The sequence below is a fragment of the Bradyrhizobium sp. BRP56 genome (assembly GCF_020194035.1).
Taxonomy (GTDB): Bacteria; Pseudomonadota; Alphaproteobacteria; order Rhizobiales; family Xanthobacteraceae; genus Bradyrhizobium; species Bradyrhizobium australafricanum.
The window spans coordinates 292427-309061 of record NZ_JADYVV010000002.1 but is presented as its reverse complement, the minus strand read 5'-3'; the positions used below and the strand labels follow the sequence as shown (position 1 = coordinate 309061).

Sequence of the window (16635 nt, the reverse complement as noted above, 5' to 3'; positions counted from 1 at the left end):
CTGCGTCAAATCGATCGAGCCGAAAGTCTCACTAAGATACCGATCACATTAGGAATAGACTGTTCCGATGCCTCCACTCCCAAAGAGACGGGGATGAGGCAGTGACGGCTCGCGGCACTTGAAGGCCGCTGGAGCTCCTCTCAGGTGGCCACAACTCCCCTGAGATCAGGCGTTGCGGACGAACGCGCAAATCTCGCCTGTAACGCCGCGCACCACGCGCACTCCGCGAGCGGATGGATCGCTGAAAAACGCGAGGAGTAGCGTTTGCTTTTGAGAGGAGCAGCACATGGCAATTCAAGTACCAAGCGATTTTCGCCGCGTGATTGTCGCTGCGTCAGTGGGAAACATCATTGAATGGTACGACTTTTATATTTTTGGCAGCCTGGCCGCGGTTCTGTCGGTCAAGTTCTTTGAGCAGTCCCACCCCGTCGCAGCCCTGCTGAGCACGATCGCGCTGTTCACTGCGGGATTCCTGATCCGCCCGCTGGGGGCCTTCCTGTTCGGATGGATGGGCGATCGGGTCGGCCGCAAATATACATTCCTTGTTACGTTGAGCGGAATGGGCCTGGGAACGGGCGCGATCGGACTCATCCCAACCTATGAATCGATCGGCCTGACGGCCGCATTCGTTCTGTTCGGCTTGCGGATGATCCAGGGTCTCTGCCTGGGCGGCGAATATGGCGGCGCCATCACCTACGTCGCCGAGCATGTTCCGGATGACCACCGCGGCTACTACACGGGCTGGCTACAAACCTCGCCGACGCTCGGAATCGTGGTGTCGCTGGCCGTGATCGTTCTGACCCGAACCTGGGCCGGCAATCAGGCCTTTGACGAATGGGCGTGGCGCGTGCCGTTCCTGGTCTCGTTCCTGCTGGTGGCCATCGCCATCTACATCCGCCTGCAGCTCCAGGAGACGCCGATTTTCCAGGAGATCAAGGCGCGCGGACAGATGACCAGGAATCCCTGGCGGGAAGCTTTCCTCAGCGCCAACATCAAGTACATCCTGATCGCGATCGTCGTCCTGATTGGACAGGGCGTGGTCTGGTACAGTGGTCAATTCTGGGCACTGTACTTCCTGCAGCAGGTCTCCAAGGTCGATGCGGTTACCTCGGCCTACATCGTGGGAGCCGCATTGTTGATCGCAACGCCGAGCCTGATCTTCTTTGGTTGGCTGTCGGATCAGATCGGGCGCAAGTCCGTGATCCTCGGAGGAATGCTGCTTGCTGCGATCACCTACTACCCGCTGTATCTGTGGCTCGGCATGGTCACACAGCCGGGACACATCAACTATCCGGTCGCCGTCTTCATCATCTTCATCCTCGTCTGCTACGTCGGGATGGTGTACGGGCCGGTCGGCGCGTTCCTGGCGGAGTTTTTCCCGGCCAGGATCAGGTACACCTCGGTCTCGGTGCCGTATCATATCGGCAATGGTTGGGGCGGCGGATTGGTGCCCTTCATCACGTCAGCCGCCTTCGCGGCGACCGGCAGCATCGGCTACGCGCTGATCTACCCGATTGTCGTTCCCGCGGTGTGCTTCGTGATCGCCGTTTTCATCATGCCCGAGACACGCAAGACCAGAATTTGGGAGCAGATCGAGGCGAAAGCCGCATCGTGACGGAGTCACCTTGCTGACGGGCGACTAGAGCCCCGTTCCGATGGGATCGGAACGGGGCCCAGGAATCCTGTTTTGACGCGTTTTCCTTACGCGAACCGGTATCCACGTCGCCCGAAAACGCTCTCACCCTGCAGGCGCCATGGCCGCCGTCCAGCGAGTGCGGGACGACGCTTCTGAATCGTCCCGTACCCGCCGTCTCTAGCGTGATGTCTCTGTTGAACCTGCATCGGGCGGCAGAGGGGATCCCGCGCCACGCCAATCCCCGCTCCGGCCGCCTTTGGTTGGCGGTCAGGCCAACGTCTCAGTCCGCTTCCTCTCAGCCAGCTCGGTGATGCCAGCGATCGTGCCACCAGGTGGCGAAATCACGATCCATCGTCAGCTCCCAGCACGCGAGCACGATCACCACGACGCCGGCGAGCACGCTGCTCGTCGTGACCGATCCCTGCTGGTAGCCAAACGTCCAGGGTGCGACCACCAGAGCCAACCCCATCAGCATCTCGCCCCATTCCTCCAGATAGGACGGAATGATGAATGCCTCCAGGGCGAACAGCACGACGCCCAATCCGAGCGCGATGGAGATCCAGAGAGCTGCACCGGAGAAGCCCAGTGCAAACGGCGATGCGACCAGCCAGGCGCCTACCAACAGGCTGGCAGCATCCTGCCAGTGTTGAATGCGCATGATCCTCACCTCCTTCTTCCGAAGATATGGTGCGGCGCGGACAAAAAAGCATCTGTCCGACCTGCGATGTGTTGCCGCTGCTGATCCGCAAGCCGACGACCATGCTGCCGTCCGGGCGCCCAGAAGCCGCGCTCCGCAGCCTACGACCTTGGTCCCTCCTCGCAATGCAGCGCGATCCAGATAGCCTGCGAGTTGGGTGCAGCCGCGAGGCGCCCGGCCCCGCGCACCCTCCCTGACTACGAGGGCCCGCCGGCCCTCGACTTTTTGTGTCACGCTCCAGCGCTAAGCCTAGATCAGCGGCGTCTGCGACGAGACGTGGTGGCAGACGATCTTCCAGTCGCCGTCCTCGCGCGCGATCACCCAGGTGATCTTGACGGCGAGCGAGGGCGCATCGCCGTCGAGGAAGAATGACGCGATGCCCGCCATGTTGACGAGATCGGCGTTAGCCCGTTCTGCCCTGACATCGCTGAACTGAACGCGCGGCGCGTGCCAGCGCGGCAGACCGTCAAAGTAGGCTTTGACGCCGTCGCGGCCGCGATACAGCGTCGGGTTCGAGCCGAAGAAGAACGCGCTCTTCGAATAGAGCGCGCTTAACGCATTCGCATCGAGCCTGCTGAAACCCGCCGACCATCTGGCGATGATGGCGGAGGCGATCTCGTCGGATTCGTCAGGCATCGATCCCCCCGTCCGCTTGTCCGCGCGGGACGCGCTTCCTCTCGGCTAGCCCTTGCCGCCGACTTCCTTGGCGAAGGTGTCGCGCAGGCCGATGGTGCGGTTGAACACCAGCCGGTCCGGCTTCGAATCCGCGTCGCGCACGAAATAGCCCTGCCGCTCGAACTGCATCGGGTCGGACGAATTGCTCTCGGCGATCGCCGGCTCGACGCGCGCATCCTTCAGCACTTCGAGCGACTGCGGATTGAGGTCGGCGGCGAAATCGGCCGCGTTCGGGCTCGGATTGGCGAACAGCTGGTTGTAGATACGGATCTCCGCCGGCTTCGACTGCGCTGCCGGCAACCAGTGCATCGTCGCCTTGACCTTGCGGCCGTCGGGCGCATTGCCGCCCTTGGTCAAGGGATCGTAGGTCGCGCGGAGTTCGACGATCTCGCCGGCGTCGTTCTTCACCACGCCGGTGCACTTGATGAAGTAGGCGTAGCGCAGCCGCACCTCGTTGCCGGGCGAGAGGCGGTAGAATTTCTTCGGCGGATTCTCCATGAAGTCGTCGCGCTCGATATAGAGCTCGCGTCCGAACGCGATCTTGCGGGTGCCGGCTTCCGGATTGTCGGGATGGTTGATCGCCTCGATCTCCTCGACCTGCCCTTCCGGATAATTCTCGATCACCACCTTGAGCGGCCGCAGCACTGCCATGCGGCGCAGCGCCGTGCGGTTCAACTCCTCGCGGATGCAGAATTCGAGCATCCCGACATCGACCACACTGTTGGCCTTGGCGACGCCGATGCGCTTGATGAATTCGCGCACCGCGGCCGGCGGCACGCCGCGCCGCTTCAAGCCGGCAATGGTCGGCATGCGCGGATCGTCCCAGCCCGAGACGTGGCCGTCACGGACGAGCTGGGTCAGCACGCGCTTGGACAGCAGCGTATAGGTCAGGTTGAGCCGTGCCATTTCGTACTGGCGCGGCTTCGAAGGCACCGGCAGCTTGTCGAGCAGCCACTCATAGAGCGGGCGGTGATCCTCGAACTCCAGCGTGCAGATCGAATGGGTGATGCCCTCGATCGCGTCCGACTGGCCGTGCGCGTAGTCGTAGCTCGGATAGATCGACCACTTGTCGCCGGTACGCGGATGATGGGCGTGCAGAATGCGGTAGAGCACCGGATCGCGCAGGTTGATGTTGCCGGCGGCCATGTCGATCTTGGCGCGCAGCACGCGGGCGCCGTTCGAGAACTCTCCGGCCTTCATGCGGCGGAACAGGTCGAGGTTCTCCTCGACCGAGCGGTCGCGGAACGGCGAGTTCTTGCCGGGCTCGGTCAGCGTGCCGCGGGAAGTGCGGATCTCCTCCTGCGACTGATCGTCGACATAGGCATAGCCGGCCTTGATCAGGCCCTCGGCCCAATCGTACAGGCGCTCGAAATAGTCCGACGCAAAGAACAGGTTGGCTCCCCAGTCGTAGCCGAGCCAATGGACGTCGGCCTGGATGGAGTCGATGTACTCCTGCTCCTCCTTGGTCGGATTGGTGTCGTCGAAGCGCAAATTGCACTGGCCGCCGAACTCCTGCGCGATGCCGAAATTCAGGGCGATCGACTTGGCGTGGCCGATATGCAGGTAGCCGTTCGGCTCCGGCGGGAAACGGGTCACGATCCGGTTGTGCTTGTGGGAGGAGAGATCGGCCTGGACGATGTCGCGGATGAAGTCGCGCCCTGCCTCTGCCGTCGTGTCAGTCGTCATCAAAGGGTTCCCTGGAGGAGTCAGCTCAACCTTCTGCCAAATTCGTGCCGTCCGGCCAAGCCTGGTTTCAAGCCTGGTTTCAAGCCTGGTTTGAGGCCTGGTTTGGTGGGCAAAAGGTCAGCCGGGGGTTTAGTTATGTCCGGTTCCTGATATACACCACCGCCGTCTCAGCATACGTCTCGCTCGATCATGACCAAACCCGTCGTTACCCGCTTCGCCCCCTCACCGACCGGCTTCCTCCATATCGGAGGTGCCCGCACCGCGCTGTTCAACTGGCTCTATGCCAGGAAGCTCGGCGGCAAGATGCTGCTCCGGATCGAGGACACCGACCGTGAACGCTCGACCAAGGAGGCGATCGACGCCATCCTGGACGGCCTGAAGTGGCTCGAGCTCGATTGGGACGGCGAGGTCATCTACCAGTTCAGCCGCGCCGCCCGCCATCGCGAGGTCGCCGAGAGCCTGCTCGCCGCCGGGCGCGCCTATTACTGCTATGCCTCGCCGGAAGAGCTCACCGCGATGCGCGAGAGGGCGCGCGCCGAGGGCCGCACCCGCCTCTATGACGGCATGTGGCGCGACCGCGATCCGGCCACGGCGCCCGACGGCATCAAGCCGACCATCCGCCTCAAGGCGCCGCAGACCGGCGAAACCGTGATCGAGGACCAGGTGCAGGGCCGCGTGGTCTGGCAGAACGAGAACCTCGACGACCTCGTCCTGCTGCGCGGCGACGGCACCCCGACCTACATGCTCGCGGTCGTGGTCGACGACCACGATATGGGCGTCACTCACATCATCCGTGGCGACGACCACCTGATCAACGCCGCGCGTCAGAAGCAGATCTACGACGCGCTGGAGTGGGAACTGCCGAGCATGTCCCACATTCCGCTGATCCACGGTCCCGACGGCTCGAAACTGTCGAAGCGCCATGGCGCGCTCGGCGTCGACGCCTACCGCGCGCTCGGCTACCTGCCGGCCGCCTTGCGCAACTACCTCGTCCGGCTCGGCTGGAGCCATGGCGATCAGGAGATCTTCTCGACCCAGGAGATGATCGACGCGTTCGACCTCTCGGGCATCGGCCGCTCTGCGGCACGGTTCGATTTCGCCAAGCTGGAGAACCTCAACGGCCACTATATCCGGCAGAGCGACGATCAATCCCTCGTGACCCAGTTCGAGAGCGTGCTGGATTATGTTCCCGAGGGCGCCGCGCTGAAGGCCAAGCTCAACGACACCACCCGCGCGCAATTGCTGCGAGCGATGCCGAGCCTGAAGGAGCGCGCCAAGACGCTGATCGAGCTGATCGCGGGCGCCTACTTCATCTTCGCCGATCGTCCGCTCGCGCTCGATCCGAAAGCGGTGGCGCTGCTGACGCCGGAAACGCGCGCGTTGATCGGCCGCCTGCGCACCGCGCTGGAAGCCGTCAACGACTGGACGGCGGAAACCACCGAGACCGCGATGCGGAATTTCGCCGAGCAGAACAACCTGAAACTCGGCGCCGTCGCCCAGCCGCTGCGGGTAGCACTGACGGGACGCACGACGTCGCCGGGCATATTCGACGTGCTGGCCGTCCTGGGACGCCAGGAGTGCCTTGCCCGTCTCGCCGATCAGGCGGCGTGATCCTGCATGGACCCCCTCCAGGGTCCATCTTGCAGCGCACATGGCAATGAGCTACCCAATTCTGGACGCTTTCTCCACAAGCCGTTCCGCCCCGCCATGGGCCGCAATTTAGCGACTGGGCAAGGTCGGTTTTCGCAACGAATTCATCGGGGATATCACGATGGACGCAAAATCCAGCAAGACAGCCACACTCACCATCGGCAACAAGAACTACGATTTCCCGATCCTGAGCGGCACGGTTGGGCCTGATGTCATCGACATCGCCAAGCTCTACGGCCAGGCCGGGGTGTTCACCTACGACCCCGGCTTCACCTCGACCGGCAGCTGCCAGTCGAAGATCACCTACATCGACGGCGACGCCGGCGTGCTCGAATACCGCGGCTATCCGATCGAGCAGCTCGCCGAGCACGGCGACTTCCTCGAGACCTGCTACCTGCTGCTGTACGGGGATCTTCCGACCCCGGCGCAGAAGAAGGACTTCGACCATCGCGTGATCCATCACACGATGGTGCATGAGCAGATGGCGCGGTTCTTCCAGGGCTTCCGCCGCGACGCTCATCCGATGGCGATCATGGTCGCCGCCGTCGGCGCACTGGCCGCGTTCTATCACGACTCCACCGACATCAACGATCCGCGTCAGCGCATGATCGCCTCGATGCGCATGATCGCGAAGGTGCCGACGCTGGCGGCGATGGCCTACAAGTACACCGTCGGTCAGCCCTTCATCTATCCGAAGAACTCGCTCTCGTTTGCCGAGAACTTCCTCAACATGTGCTTCGCGGTGCCCTGCGAGGACTACAAGATCAACCCGGTGCTCGCCGACGCGCTCGACAAGATCTTCATCCTGCACGCCGACCACGAGCAGAACGCCTCGACCTCGACGGTGCGCATCGCCGGCTCCTCGGGCGCCAACCCGTTCGCCTGCATCGCGGCCGGCATCGCCTGCCTGTGGGGCCCGGCGCATGGCGGCGCCAACGAGGCCGCGCTCAACATGCTCTACGACATCGGCAAGGTCGAAAACATTCCGGACTTCATCGCCAAGGTGAAGGACAAGAACAGCGAAGTTCGCCTGATGGGCTTCGGCCACCGCGTCTACAAGAACTACGATCCGCGCGCCAAGATCATGCAGAAGATGTGTCACGCGGTGCTGAAGGAGACCGGCCACGGCGACGATCCGATGCTCAAGGTCGCGATGGAGCTCGAGAAGATCGCGCTCAGCGATCCCTACTTCATCGATCGCAAGCTCTACCCGAACGTCGACTTCTATTCGGGCATCACGCTGAAGGCGATGGGCTTCCCGGTCTCGATGTTCACCGTGCTGTTCGCGGTCGCCCGCACCGTCGGCTGGATCAGCCAGTGGAGCGAGATGATCGAGGACCCGCAGCAGAAGATCGGCCGTCCGCGCCAGCTCTACACCGGCGTCGCACGCCGCGACTATGTGCAGATCGACAAGCGCAAGTAAGCTGCATCGCTGAAGAGAATCCGGGACGGCGCCATCATTCCTGATGGCGCCGTTTTCGTTTGCCCCGCGCGACTTCGGTCGCGATCGCGTCAAGGCGCGGCAGCCAGAACGCCCTGAACCGGTCGAGCCAGTCGTCGACCTCGCGCAGCCGCACCGGCTCGACCGCATAGATGCGGCGCGTGCCCTCGGCGCGCACCGACGCGAAACCGGCGTCCCGCAAGATCCGCAATTGCTGCGACACCGCCGACTGGGTGATGCCGAACTCGCGCTGCACGACCGCAACGACGTCGCCCGAACTGTGCTCGCCGGTCGCAAGCAGTTCCAGGATGCGCCGGCGGACGGGATCGCCGAGGATGTCGAAGGCGTGCAAGGTCGCTAAAGCGCGATGAGACTGCATCGTCATCCCGCTTTAGCTCTTTGTTTGAGCATGATCTCCGCGCAAACGCTTCGCGTTTGTCGCGAGGGAAAACCGCTTCACACTTTTCCGGATCATGCTCTAGCCTCCGCTCCCCGGCTCCGGCTCGCCGCAATAGGCCGCCGTGGTGTTTGCGGCCGATCTGCGCGCCGCAGCCTCCTCCGTGCCCGCCGCGATCGAGGCCCTGCACCAGTCCTCGCTGGCGTGGCGGATGAATTCCTTGCCGTCGTCGGTGGCTGGCCAGGCGGACGCGGCGGCGCGGTCGAATTCCTCGCCGGGCGGCATGGCCAGATAGAGCGCGAGCCCGAGCAGCGCGAGATCCCAGCCGACGCCTACCGCACCGGCCCCGTAGCGGTCCCAGAAGTCGCCCTCGATCACCGAGAGGTGTTCCAATTCCAGGCGCGTGGCGTCCGGGCCATTCTCGGCCAGCGTGACGCTAACCCAGCTGACCGTGCCCATGGACTCCCAAGTGACGGCAAGCCGTCGCGGCGGCTCACACGTCGTGATCTCGCCGCCCGCGTGGCCCTGGAACTGATAGCGGCCGCCAAGCCTCAGGTCGCCCGAGATCGGCAGGAACCAGCGCGGAATGCGTTCGGGGTTGGTCAGCACATCCCAGAGATCGGCAATGTCGGTGTCGTAGCTGCGGGTCGCGATCACCGCCCGCGCCGGCTTGCCGTCGCGTTCCCGGAAGGCGACTTCGCGAACGACGGCTCCGACATAGGCGACCGGGTCGATCTTCATGGCAGGCTCTGTATCTATATTAGATATCGCTAATATTAGTACGGTCTAAATATTCAGCGCAAGCGGGATCGTCGCGGCGGGATGTCGCTACAGAGCGAGGACACCATCGATTGGCTAAGTCGAACGGCGCCCCATCTCCGCCAGCACGATGTCGGCGGCGCGTACGCTCGGCGGCTGGTCGCCGGTGGACATCTTCCCGTCCATCGTCGCGAATCCCACGAGCTGCCGCAGACGATCGGGTGTATCCGCAAGCACGTCACCCAGCGCCGCTGCGAGCTTGTCCGGCGTGCAGTCCTCCTGCAGGAACTCGGGAATGATATCGCTGCCGATCACGAGATTGGCGAGGATCACCGACGACACCCGGATCGCCCGGCGCAGGATGAACGCCTCGGCGGCGCCGACGCGATAGGCCGTCACCATGGGAATCCCTGACAGCGCGAGCTCCAGTGTCACCGTGCCCGACTTCGCGAGCGCAGCGCGGGCGACGCGGAACGCGGCGCGCTTTTCTGTCTCGCCGATCGCGAGCCGCGGCACCACCGGCCACGACGCGACGCCTTCGCGCACCATCGCCTCGAGATGCGGCATGGTGGGGAGCACGAGCTCGAACGGCGTTTGTTTGCTGAGCTGGCCCAGCGCCGTGCCGAACAGCGCCAGATGATGCCTGATCTCGCTGCGCCGGCTTCCGGGCAATACCAGCAGTACCGGAGGCTGCGCATCGCGCCGCTTCTGCTCGTCCTCGTTCGGGCGCAGCGTGGCGAGCTGCTCGGTCAGGGGGTGGCCGACATAGCTGCACGGCGGTCCCTGCAGCTTGCGATATTCCTCCGGCTCGAACGGCAGCAGCGCGAGCACGTGGTCGACATACCCCCGCATCGCGCGCGCCCTGCCCGGCCGCCAGGCCCAGACCGACGGCGACACGTAGTCGACGATCGGAATGTTCGGATTGCGGGCGCGGACACGACGGGCGACGCGGTGGGTGAAATCGGGGCTGTCGATGATGACGAGCATGTCAGGCGCGTCGGCGAGCGCGGCATTGGCGGTGCGCCGGATCAATCGCAGGATTTTCGGCAATTGCTTCACGACGGCGGCAAAGCCCATGATCGAGAGCTCTTCGATCGGAAACAGCGGGGCGATACCCTGAGCAGTCATCGCCCGGCCGCCGACGCCGGAAAACTGCACGGCATCGCCGAGCCGCTGGCGCAGCACCTGCATCAGCGCCGCGCCGAGGCGGTCGCCGGATTCCTCGGTCGCGATGAGGAAGATCTTGCGAGCGGTGCTGGGGCTGCGCACCTGCATCAGCCCGCCAGCCCGATGACAAACAGCCCCCTGGCGTCGGCGGCCTCGACCAGGGCCTGCGGCTCGGCGGCCAGCGTGTTGCCGGCAATCACGGCGATGCCGGCGATACCCGCTGCTGCCGCGCCCTCGACCGTCCGCGGGCCGATCGTCGGCAGATCGAAGCGCAGATCCTGCCGGCTCTTCGGAGCCTTCACCAGCACGCCGCGGCCGGCCTTGGCGCGAATGCGACCCTCGGCGCGCAGCCGCGCGACGCGCGCGAGCAGCCCGTCGGTACCCTCGATATCCTCGACCGCTACCACATGACCGTCGATCACCACGGCCGCCTGACCGATGTCGAACGGGCCGAGCGCGTCAAGCACGCCGCGTCCGCGCGCGATGTCGGCGAGCGCCGTGCTGTCGGGCGCCGCGCGCGTCACGGCGCCCTCCGGCATCAACAGATCGGGCGCGACATCCTTGATCCCGACCATGCGGAAGCCCTGCTGCTCGAGGATGCGGCCAACGCTCGACAGCAAATGATCGTCGCCGCCGCGAAATGCGCGCACGACGTGGCCGAGCAGGCGCAGCGTGCCCCAGTCGAGCCGGATCTCCGACAGCGCGGGCCGCACCAGGGTGCCGATGAAGATCAGATCGCGGCAGCCTTCGTCGCGGAACAGCCGGGTCGCCCGCCCGAGCTGGCCGACCGAGATCCAGCGGTGACGAAACCGCTGCGCGCGCGCCGGATCGCAGGCGCCGCGCAGCGCGAACAGCACTGGCGTGATGCCGCGCGCAACCAGGGAGTCGGCGACCGCGAACGGCATGGCGCCGCCGCCGGCGATGACGCCGACCGGCGAGGAAAGCGAGGGAGCCGCTGACGTCATGCTGGCGGCCATCCCCTGCTCAATTGGTATCGGCGGGAAGGCAGAGCGGGCGCAGCTTGCCGCCCTCGATGAAGGCCAGGATTTCCGCAATCGCAGGATCCTCGCCCGCCAGCGGCTGCACCGAGGCCAGCCGCTCGGCGAAGATGCCGGGGCCGTGGAACAGCTTTTGATAGAACGCGCGCACCGTCGCCAGCCGCGCCTTGGTGAACTGGCGGCGCCGCATGCCGATGATGTTGAGTCCTTCCAGAACCGCGTACTGACCGTTGGCGAGGCCGAACGGGATGATGTCGCCGCGAACGCCGCAGACGCCACCGATCATCACCTGCGAGCCGACGCGGGTGAACTGGTGCACAGCCGACAGCCCGCCGATATAGACGAAGTCGCCGATCTCGCAGTGGCCGCCGAGCGTCGCCGACGTCGCGAAGATCACGCCATTGCCGACCATGCAGTCATGGCCGACATGGCTGTTGTTCATGAAGAAGCCGCGATCGCCGACGCGGGTGAGCCCACCGCCCTTGACCGTGCCGACATTCATCGTCACGCCCTCGCGGATGGTGCAGGCTTCGCCGACTTCGAGGCGGGTCGGCTCGCCGCGATAGCTGAGATCCTGCGGCGGCCCGCCGAGCGCTGCGAATGGCGATATGATGCAGCCGGCGCCGATCCTGGTATGCCCGCTGATCGTGACATGCGCGATCAGCTTGCAGTTCTCACCGAGCACGACATTGGGGCCGATGATGCAGTACGGACCGATCTCGGTGCCGGCCCCGATCACAGCGCCATCGGCAATCCGCGCGGTCGGGTCGATCATGCTCATGAAATTTCGGTCCGGAATTCGTTAATGGCGCCAAGGTGCTATCGAGGCGCCAGGCTGTCGATTGGGGCGGTCGTTAGCGCGACTTTGCCCGCCCTGTCCAGTGACGTATGATGACGGCCTGTTGCAAGAGAAGGTCGCAACCGAACCATGGTCCGGGCCGCCGCGCTGATCCTCAGCCTGCTCTCTGCGCCAATCGGCCCGGAGACGGTCGATCTCGGCAACAGCACGGCGGTCGACCTCTCGAGCTTCGAATGCCGCGACATCAACCGCAGCACGATCGTCCAGCGGGTCTGCTACAGCACGGATCAGCGCGCGCTGCTGGTGGCGGTCAGAGGCAGCTACCAGCACTATTGCGGCGTCCCTGCCGAAACCTACGACGCGCTGATGAACGCACCGTCGATGGGCATCTTCCTCAATCGCGTCCTGCGGATCGCGGGCGCGGACGGCCGCTACACCTGCACAACGTCGTGAGCCCGGCGCGGACTAATCCGTCAGCATCGCACCGACATCGGCCTCGGCGACGACCTGGCCGTTGACCTTGGCATCACCGTGAAACCACCACATCGTCTTGCGCCGACCGAGCGAGCGCATGTGATACTCGATGGTGTCGCCGGGCATCACCGGCTTCCTGAACTTGCACTTGTCGATGGTGAGGAAATACACCGCGCGCGGCTTCTCGGTGCCCTCGACCGACTTGATGCCGATGACGCCGGCGGTCTGGGCCATCGCCTCGATCATCATCACACCGGGGTAGACCGGGCGGTCCGGGAAGTGGCCCTGGAACGGCGGCTCGTTGAAGGTGACGTTCTTGATGCCGATGCCGCTGTAGTCGGTGCGGATCTTGATCACCCGGTCGATCAGCAACATCGGAAAGCGATGCGGGAGCGTCTTTAGGATATCGTTGATATCCACCAACTCGAATTTGACCGGTGCCTCCTCCATCACTCCTGCCCCTCACCTTTGGCTTCGTTGTCGCGCACCAGACGCTCCACTGCGATAATTTCCCTGAACCACTGCTTGGTCGGCTTGGCGAAATGCCCGCCCCACCGACCGTTGGCCGGGATGTCGTCCTTGACCGCGCTCATCGCCGTCACCTGGGCGCCGTCGCCGATCTTGAGGTGGTTGTTGATGCCCACCTTGGCGCCGAGCGCGACATTGTCGCCGATGGTCAGGCTGCCGGCGAGCCCGATCTGGGCCGCCAGCAGGCAGTGCCGGCCGATCGTCACATTGTGGCCGATCTGGACCTGATTGTCGATTTTGGTGCCCTCGCCGATCACGGTGTCGCGCAGGGAACCGCGGTCGATGGTCGAGGCGGCGCCGACCTCGACGTTGTTCTGGATCACCACGCGGCCGGTCTGCGGCACCTTCACATGGCCGGCCGGCCCGAAGAAGATGAAGCCGTAGCCGTCCTGGCCGATATTGCAGCCGGGATGGATCAGGACGTTGTTGCCGATCAGCGCGAACTGAATGGTGGTCTTGGCGCCGACATTGCAGTCGCGGCCGATCTTGACGTCGGCCCCGATCACCGCGCCGGCGCCGATGATGGTGCCCGAGCCGATCTCGACCCGCGGGCCGATCACGACCAGCGGATCGACGATGACGCCGTCCTCGAGGCGCGCGGTGGGATCGATGATCGCCGACGGCGCGATGCCCTCGGTGTCGAACCAGGATTGCGGCCGCAGGGCATCGGCGTGCCATTCGCGGGCGAGCTCGACGAACGCCTGGAACGGCTTCGCCGCCCGCAGCACGGCAGTGCCCTTCGGCACCTGCGCCTCGAAGCGCGGGCTGACCAGACACGCCCCGGCCTTGGTCGCGGCAAGCTGGTCGGCGTATTTCAGATTGTCGAAAAAGGCGAGATGCATCGGACCGGCCTCGTCGAGCGAGGCCAGCCCCCTGATCTGAAGCGCGCCCCTTTCGGGGTCGACCAGTTGCGCCTTCGTCAGCGCGGCTATTTCAGCCAGCGATGACGAAGGAGGACTCTTGTAGAAGATCGGCTGCGCCATTCCATCCGTCGCAGTCCGGTTGGCAATCGGTCTTAGAACGTCGTACCGCCGCCAAACCGGAATTCTTGCGTGCGGTCAAACGCACCCTTGGTCAGCGGCACCGCGTAGTCGAAGCGCAGCGGGCCGAACGGTGACTGCCAGATCAGGCCGACACCGACCGAGGTACGGACAACCTTGCTGTCGTCGTAACTCAGGCCAAGGCACGTACCCGGAGACGGCGGATTGTTCGTCGGCCTGACACAGCCAGGCACGTTGACTTCGCCGGTCGCCGCCCACGAGGTCGGGCCCTGGTAGTCGTACAGGCCGCCGGCGTCGGCATAGACCGCGCCCTTGAGCCCGACTTCCTTCGGCAGGAACCAGAACGGCATCTGCAGTTCCGCCGACACGCCCCAGTACTTGGTGCCGCCGATGGCGTCCATGGTGCCGTACGGGTTGATGTCACGCGGACCGATACCGTTCGGCGCAAAGCCGCGGACCAGGTTCGGGCCCATCTGGAAGTGATCGAGCATGCGCAGGTCCGAGGTCCCGAGCTTGTTCAGGATGCCGCCCTGGGCGTGGATCACGCCGACGATGTCGGAGACCAGCGGGGTGTAGTACTTCGCGTCGATCGCGGTCTTGATGTAGCTGACGTCACCGCCAACACCGGCGAAGTCCTGCTTGAAGTCGACGATCAGACCGTCGGTCGGGTTCTTGTTGTTGTCGAGCGTGTTGTAGTTGAGCGTGTAACCCAGCGCCGACGTGAGGGTCTTGCCGCCCGCCAGCTCCTTGCGGACCGGCAACGAGGCTTCGCCGTCAAAGAAGCAGCCGAGACCATTGGTCGACACCAAGCTGATCCCGTTCAGGTTCGCATAGGCCGGGCTCGGATTGAACGCGGGGTTGGGCGTTCCATCCGGCAGGGTCGGCACGTTGTTACAGTTGTTCAGCGTCGACGGCAGGGTGATTTCCTGCTGGTAGATCGAGTAGCGCAGCTGCAGCGAGAGATCTTCCCGCAGGCTGAAGCCGAGCCGCGGGCTGAAGCCCAGCGTCTTGGTGCCGTACGCGATGTAGCTGTTGGACAGCTGCTGGCGCTGATAGAGGTCGAGGCCGAGCGCGACGCGGTAGTCGAGCAGATAGGGCTCGACGAACGACAGCGAGTAGCCACGGGCATACTGGCCGTAGGTCACCGACGCCTTCGCGTACAGGCCGCGGCCGAGCAGGTTGCGCTCGGAGACGCTGACTTCGGCCAGCGCGCCGTCGGTGGTCGAGTAGCCGCCCGACACCGAGAAGTCGCCGGTCGATTTCTCCTCGAGATCGACGATCAGGATGACGCGATCGCTGGAGGAGCCCGGCTCGGTGGTGATCTTCACCGTCTTGAAGAAGTCGAGGTTCTTCAGCCGGCGCTCGGCACGGTCGACCAGCGCACGGTTGTAGGCGTCGCCTTCCGAGATATCGAACTCGCGGCGGATCACGTAGTCGCGGGTACGGCTGTTGCCGCGGATGTTGATGCGCTCGATATAGGTGCGCGGACCTTCGTCGATCGCGAAGGTGATCGACACCGTGTGATTGTCGAAGTTGCGATCGCCGCGCGGCCGGACCACCGCGAATGCGTAGCCGCGGCGCGATGCCTCGATCTGCATCTCCTCGACCGACTTCTCCAGCGCCTCGGCGTTGTAGAGCGAGCCGACGTTGACGCGCGAGTAGGTGCGCAGCGCGTTCGGGTCGAGCGTTGCGATCGACGACGTATAGTTGACGGACGCGACGCGGTACTGCTGGCCTTCCTCGATCTTGAAGGTAACCAAAAAGCCCTTCTTGTCGGGATCGTATTCGGTCAGCGCGGCCACGACCTGGACGTCGGCATAGCCGTTCTTGAGATAGAAGCGACGCAGCAGGTCGCGATCGGCCTCGACCCGGTCGGGATCGTAGACGTCGTTGCCGCCGAGGAAGCTCAGGATGTTCGATTCGCGGGTCTTGATGACGTCGCGCAGGCGGGACGCCGAATAGGCGCTGTTGCCGATGAACTCGATCGACCGGACGCCGGTCTTCACGCCTTCATTGACCTCGAAGATCAGGTCGACGCGATTGTTCGGCTGCTCGATGATCTGCGGATTGACCCGCACGTCGTAGCGGCCGGACCGACGGTAGATTTCGGCGATGCGCAGGGCGTCCGACTGGACCATCGGGCGCGAGAACGTGCCGCGCGGCTTGGACTGAACTTCAGCGGTGAGCTGTTCGTCCTTGATCTTCTTGTTGCCCTCGAAGGCAACGCGGCCGATCACCGGGTTCTCGACCACGACCACGACGAGGCGCCCGCCCCGCTGGTCGATATGGACGTCCTGAAACAGGCCGGTCTCGATCAGCGCCTTCAGACCGTCGTCGATCTGGGCCTGGGCCAGCCGACCGCCCGGTCCGGGATGGAAGTAGGAGCGGATGGTTTCAAGCTCGACACGGCGGTTCCCCTCCACCGTGATCGAATCGACGGTCTGCGCCGACGCAGGCACAGACACAGCTACGGTCGCCAAGGTGGCAACCACCGGCGCGGCGAACATGACCAAGGCGGCGAACAGCCCCCCCCTCACTCGCATTCCAAACATCATGCGCAATGCGCCCTTATCTTAACGATGCCAGATCGTTCCCCAACGACCCGACAGATTCCCAACCTGCCGCTCAGCTTGTAACCAAATTTGCCAAGGGGGCAAACTTACTAGAGCTGAACATTTCCATTTTCGTTCCAAGACGTTGCCCATTGGCAACGCCACAAAAAAGCCC

At 64.4% G+C, this 16635-nt stretch carries 15 protein-coding genes; 4 read left to right on the top strand and 11 right to left on the bottom strand.

Annotation, left to right across the window (positions count from 1 at the left end):
* Nucleotides 1–286: 286 nt before the first annotated feature.
* Entirely contained in the window at nucleotides 287–1615 is a 1329-nt protein-coding gene (locus tag I6F38_RS03205; protein WP_225159022.1) for an MFS transporter, read from the top strand.
* A gap of 316 nt (nucleotides 1616–1931) precedes the next feature.
* On the opposite strand, the gene I6F38_RS03200 is transcribed toward I6F38_RS03205, so the two are convergent.
* The 3 genes from I6F38_RS03200 to I6F38_RS03190 form a co-directional block, all read right to left on the bottom strand.
* Entirely contained in the window at nucleotides 1932–2294 is a 363-nt protein-coding gene (locus I6F38_RS03200) for an SPW repeat protein (RefSeq protein ID WP_076825399.1), read from the bottom strand.
* A 288-nt stretch (nucleotides 2295–2582) separates the two neighbouring features.
* Nucleotides 2583–2969 (bottom strand): nuclear transport factor 2 family protein, encoded by a 387-nt coding sequence (locus I6F38_RS03195; RefSeq protein ID WP_225159021.1) that lies wholly within the window; start codon nucleotides 2967–2969, stop codon nucleotides 2583–2585.
* Between the two features lie 45 nt (nucleotides 2970–3014).
* Nucleotides 3015–4694: a glutamine--tRNA ligase/YqeY domain fusion protein gene (locus I6F38_RS03190; RefSeq protein WP_225159020.1), complete on the bottom strand. Its 1680-nt coding sequence runs from the start codon at nucleotides 4692–4694 to the stop codon at nucleotides 3015–3017.
* Between the two features lie 189 nt (nucleotides 4695–4883).
* On the opposite strand from I6F38_RS03190, the gene gltX reads away from it, so the two are divergent.
* Nucleotides 4884–6305 (top strand): glutamate--tRNA ligase, encoded by a 1422-nt coding sequence (gene gltX, locus I6F38_RS03185; protein WP_225159019.1) that lies wholly within the window; start codon nucleotides 4884–4886, stop codon nucleotides 6303–6305.
* Nucleotides 6306–6465: 160 nt separating this feature from the next.
* Nucleotides 6466–7767 carry a citrate synthase gene (gene gltA / locus I6F38_RS03180; protein ID WP_092077397.1) on the top strand — a complete coding sequence of 434 codons (1302 nt, stop codon included), beginning with the start codon at nucleotides 6466–6468 and terminating at the stop codon, nucleotides 7765–7767.
* A 34-nt stretch (nucleotides 7768–7801) separates the two neighbouring features.
* Here the strand turns inward: gltA and I6F38_RS03175 are convergent, their stop codons facing one another.
* The 5 genes from I6F38_RS03175 to lpxA all read right to left on the bottom strand — a co-directional run bounded on the left by I6F38_RS03175 (nucleotide 7802) and on the right by lpxA (nucleotide 11887).
* Complete coding sequence (locus I6F38_RS03175) at nucleotides 7802–8170, bottom strand: metalloregulator ArsR/SmtB family transcription factor (protein WP_225159018.1); 369 nt, start codon at nucleotides 8168–8170, stop codon at nucleotides 7802–7804.
* A gap of 93 nt (nucleotides 8171–8263) precedes the next feature.
* Nucleotides 8264–8923, bottom strand: coding sequence for an SRPBCC family protein (locus I6F38_RS03170; protein ID WP_225159017.1), 660 nt, complete (start codon nucleotides 8921–8923; stop codon nucleotides 8264–8266).
* Nucleotides 8924–9037: 114 nt separating this feature from the next.
* On the bottom strand, nucleotides 9038–10216 hold the full coding sequence (gene lpxB, locus I6F38_RS03165) for a lipid-A-disaccharide synthase (RefSeq protein ID WP_225159016.1): 1179 nt from the start codon (nucleotides 10214–10216) through the stop codon (nucleotides 9038–9040).
* Nucleotides 10216–11073 (bottom strand): UDP-2,3-diacylglucosamine diphosphatase LpxI, encoded by an 858-nt coding sequence (lpxI, locus tag I6F38_RS03160; protein WP_038377445.1) that lies wholly within the window; start codon nucleotides 11071–11073, stop codon nucleotides 10216–10218. The genes lpxB and lpxI overlap by 1 nt, the downstream gene beginning before the upstream one ends.
* A 19-nt stretch (nucleotides 11074–11092) precedes the next feature.
* On the bottom strand, nucleotides 11093–11887 hold the full coding sequence (gene lpxA, locus I6F38_RS03155; RefSeq protein ID WP_225159015.1) for an acyl-ACP--UDP-N-acetylglucosamine O-acyltransferase: 795 nt from the start codon (nucleotides 11885–11887) through the stop codon (nucleotides 11093–11095).
* 147 nt (nucleotides 11888–12034) lie between these two features.
* Here lpxA and I6F38_RS03150 point away from each other — a divergent pair, with 147 nt between their 5' ends.
* Entirely contained in the window at nucleotides 12035–12358 is a 324-nt protein-coding gene (locus I6F38_RS03150; RefSeq protein WP_076825388.1) for a KTSC domain-containing protein, read from the top strand.
* 12 nt (nucleotides 12359–12370) lie between these two features.
* Here I6F38_RS03150 and fabZ read toward each other — a convergent pair whose 3' ends face one another.
* From fabZ to bamA, 3 genes are read right to left on the bottom strand one after another with little or no spacing between them, the layout of a single operon-like run.
* Nucleotides 12371–12829, bottom strand: a complete 459-nt coding sequence (gene fabZ, locus I6F38_RS03145) for a 3-hydroxyacyl-ACP dehydratase FabZ (protein WP_016841580.1) — start codon at nucleotides 12827–12829, stop codon at nucleotides 12371–12373.
* Entirely contained in the window at nucleotides 12829–13890 is a 1062-nt protein-coding gene (lpxD, locus tag I6F38_RS03140) for a UDP-3-O-(3-hydroxymyristoyl)glucosamine N-acyltransferase (protein WP_225159014.1), read from the bottom strand. Before lpxD ends, fabZ begins: the two co-directional genes overlap by 1 nt.
* 32 nt (nucleotides 13891–13922) lie before the next feature.
* Nucleotides 13923–16463, bottom strand: coding sequence for an outer membrane protein assembly factor BamA (gene bamA, locus I6F38_RS03135; RefSeq protein ID WP_225159013.1), 2541 nt, complete (start codon nucleotides 16461–16463; stop codon nucleotides 13923–13925).
* Nucleotides 16464–16635 lie beyond the last annotated feature (172 nt).

What these genes read in the sequence shown, in the direction of transcription:
- fabZ (WP_016841580.1), bottom strand. Translation starts at nt 12,829, where the DNA reads ATGGAGGAGGCACCGGTCAAATTCGAGTTGGTGGATATCAACGATATC.
- I6F38_RS03150 (WP_076825388.1), top strand. Translation starts at nt 12,035, where the DNA reads ATGGTCCGGGCCGCCGCGCTGATCCTCAGCCTGCTCTCTGCGCCAATC.
- lpxB (WP_225159016.1), bottom strand. Translation starts at nt 10,216, where the DNA reads ATGCAGGTGCGCAGCCCCAGCACCGCTCGCAAGATCTTCCTCATCGCG.
- lpxD (WP_225159014.1), bottom strand. Translation starts at nt 13,890, where the DNA reads ATGGCGCAGCCGATCTTCTACAAGAGTCCTCCTTCGTCATCGCTGGCT.
- I6F38_RS03200 (WP_076825399.1), bottom strand. Translation starts at nt 2,294, where the DNA reads ATGCGCATTCAACACTGGCAGGATGCTGCCAGCCTGTTGGTAGGCGCC.
- bamA (WP_225159013.1), bottom strand. Translation starts at nt 16,463, where the DNA reads ATGATGTTTGGAATGCGAGTGAGGGGGGGGCTGTTCGCCGCCTTGGTC.
- I6F38_RS03170 (WP_225159017.1), bottom strand. Translation starts at nt 8,923, where the DNA reads ATGAAGATCGACCCGGTCGCCTATGTCGGAGCCGTCGTTCGCGAAGTC.
- I6F38_RS03195 (WP_225159021.1), bottom strand. Translation starts at nt 2,969, where the DNA reads ATGCCTGACGAATCCGACGAGATCGCCTCCGCCATCATCGCCAGATGG.
- lpxA (WP_225159015.1), bottom strand. Translation starts at nt 11,887, where the DNA reads ATGAGCATGATCGACCCGACCGCGCGGATTGCCGATGGCGCTGTGATC.
- I6F38_RS03175 (WP_225159018.1), bottom strand. Translation starts at nt 8,170, where the DNA reads ATGACGATGCAGTCTCATCGCGCTTTAGCGACCTTGCACGCCTTCGAC.
- lpxI (WP_038377445.1), bottom strand. Translation starts at nt 11,073, where the DNA reads ATGACGTCAGCGGCTCCCTCGCTTTCCTCGCCGGTCGGCGTCATCGCC.
- gltX (WP_225159019.1), top strand. Translation starts at nt 4,884, where the DNA reads ATGACCAAACCCGTCGTTACCCGCTTCGCCCCCTCACCGACCGGCTTC.
- gltA (WP_092077397.1), top strand. Translation starts at nt 6,466, where the DNA reads ATGGACGCAAAATCCAGCAAGACAGCCACACTCACCATCGGCAACAAG.
- I6F38_RS03190 (WP_225159020.1), bottom strand. Translation starts at nt 4,694, where the DNA reads ATGACGACTGACACGACGGCAGAGGCAGGGCGCGACTTCATCCGCGAC.
- I6F38_RS03205 (WP_225159022.1), top strand. Translation starts at nt 287, where the DNA reads ATGGCAATTCAAGTACCAAGCGATTTTCGCCGCGTGATTGTCGCTGCG.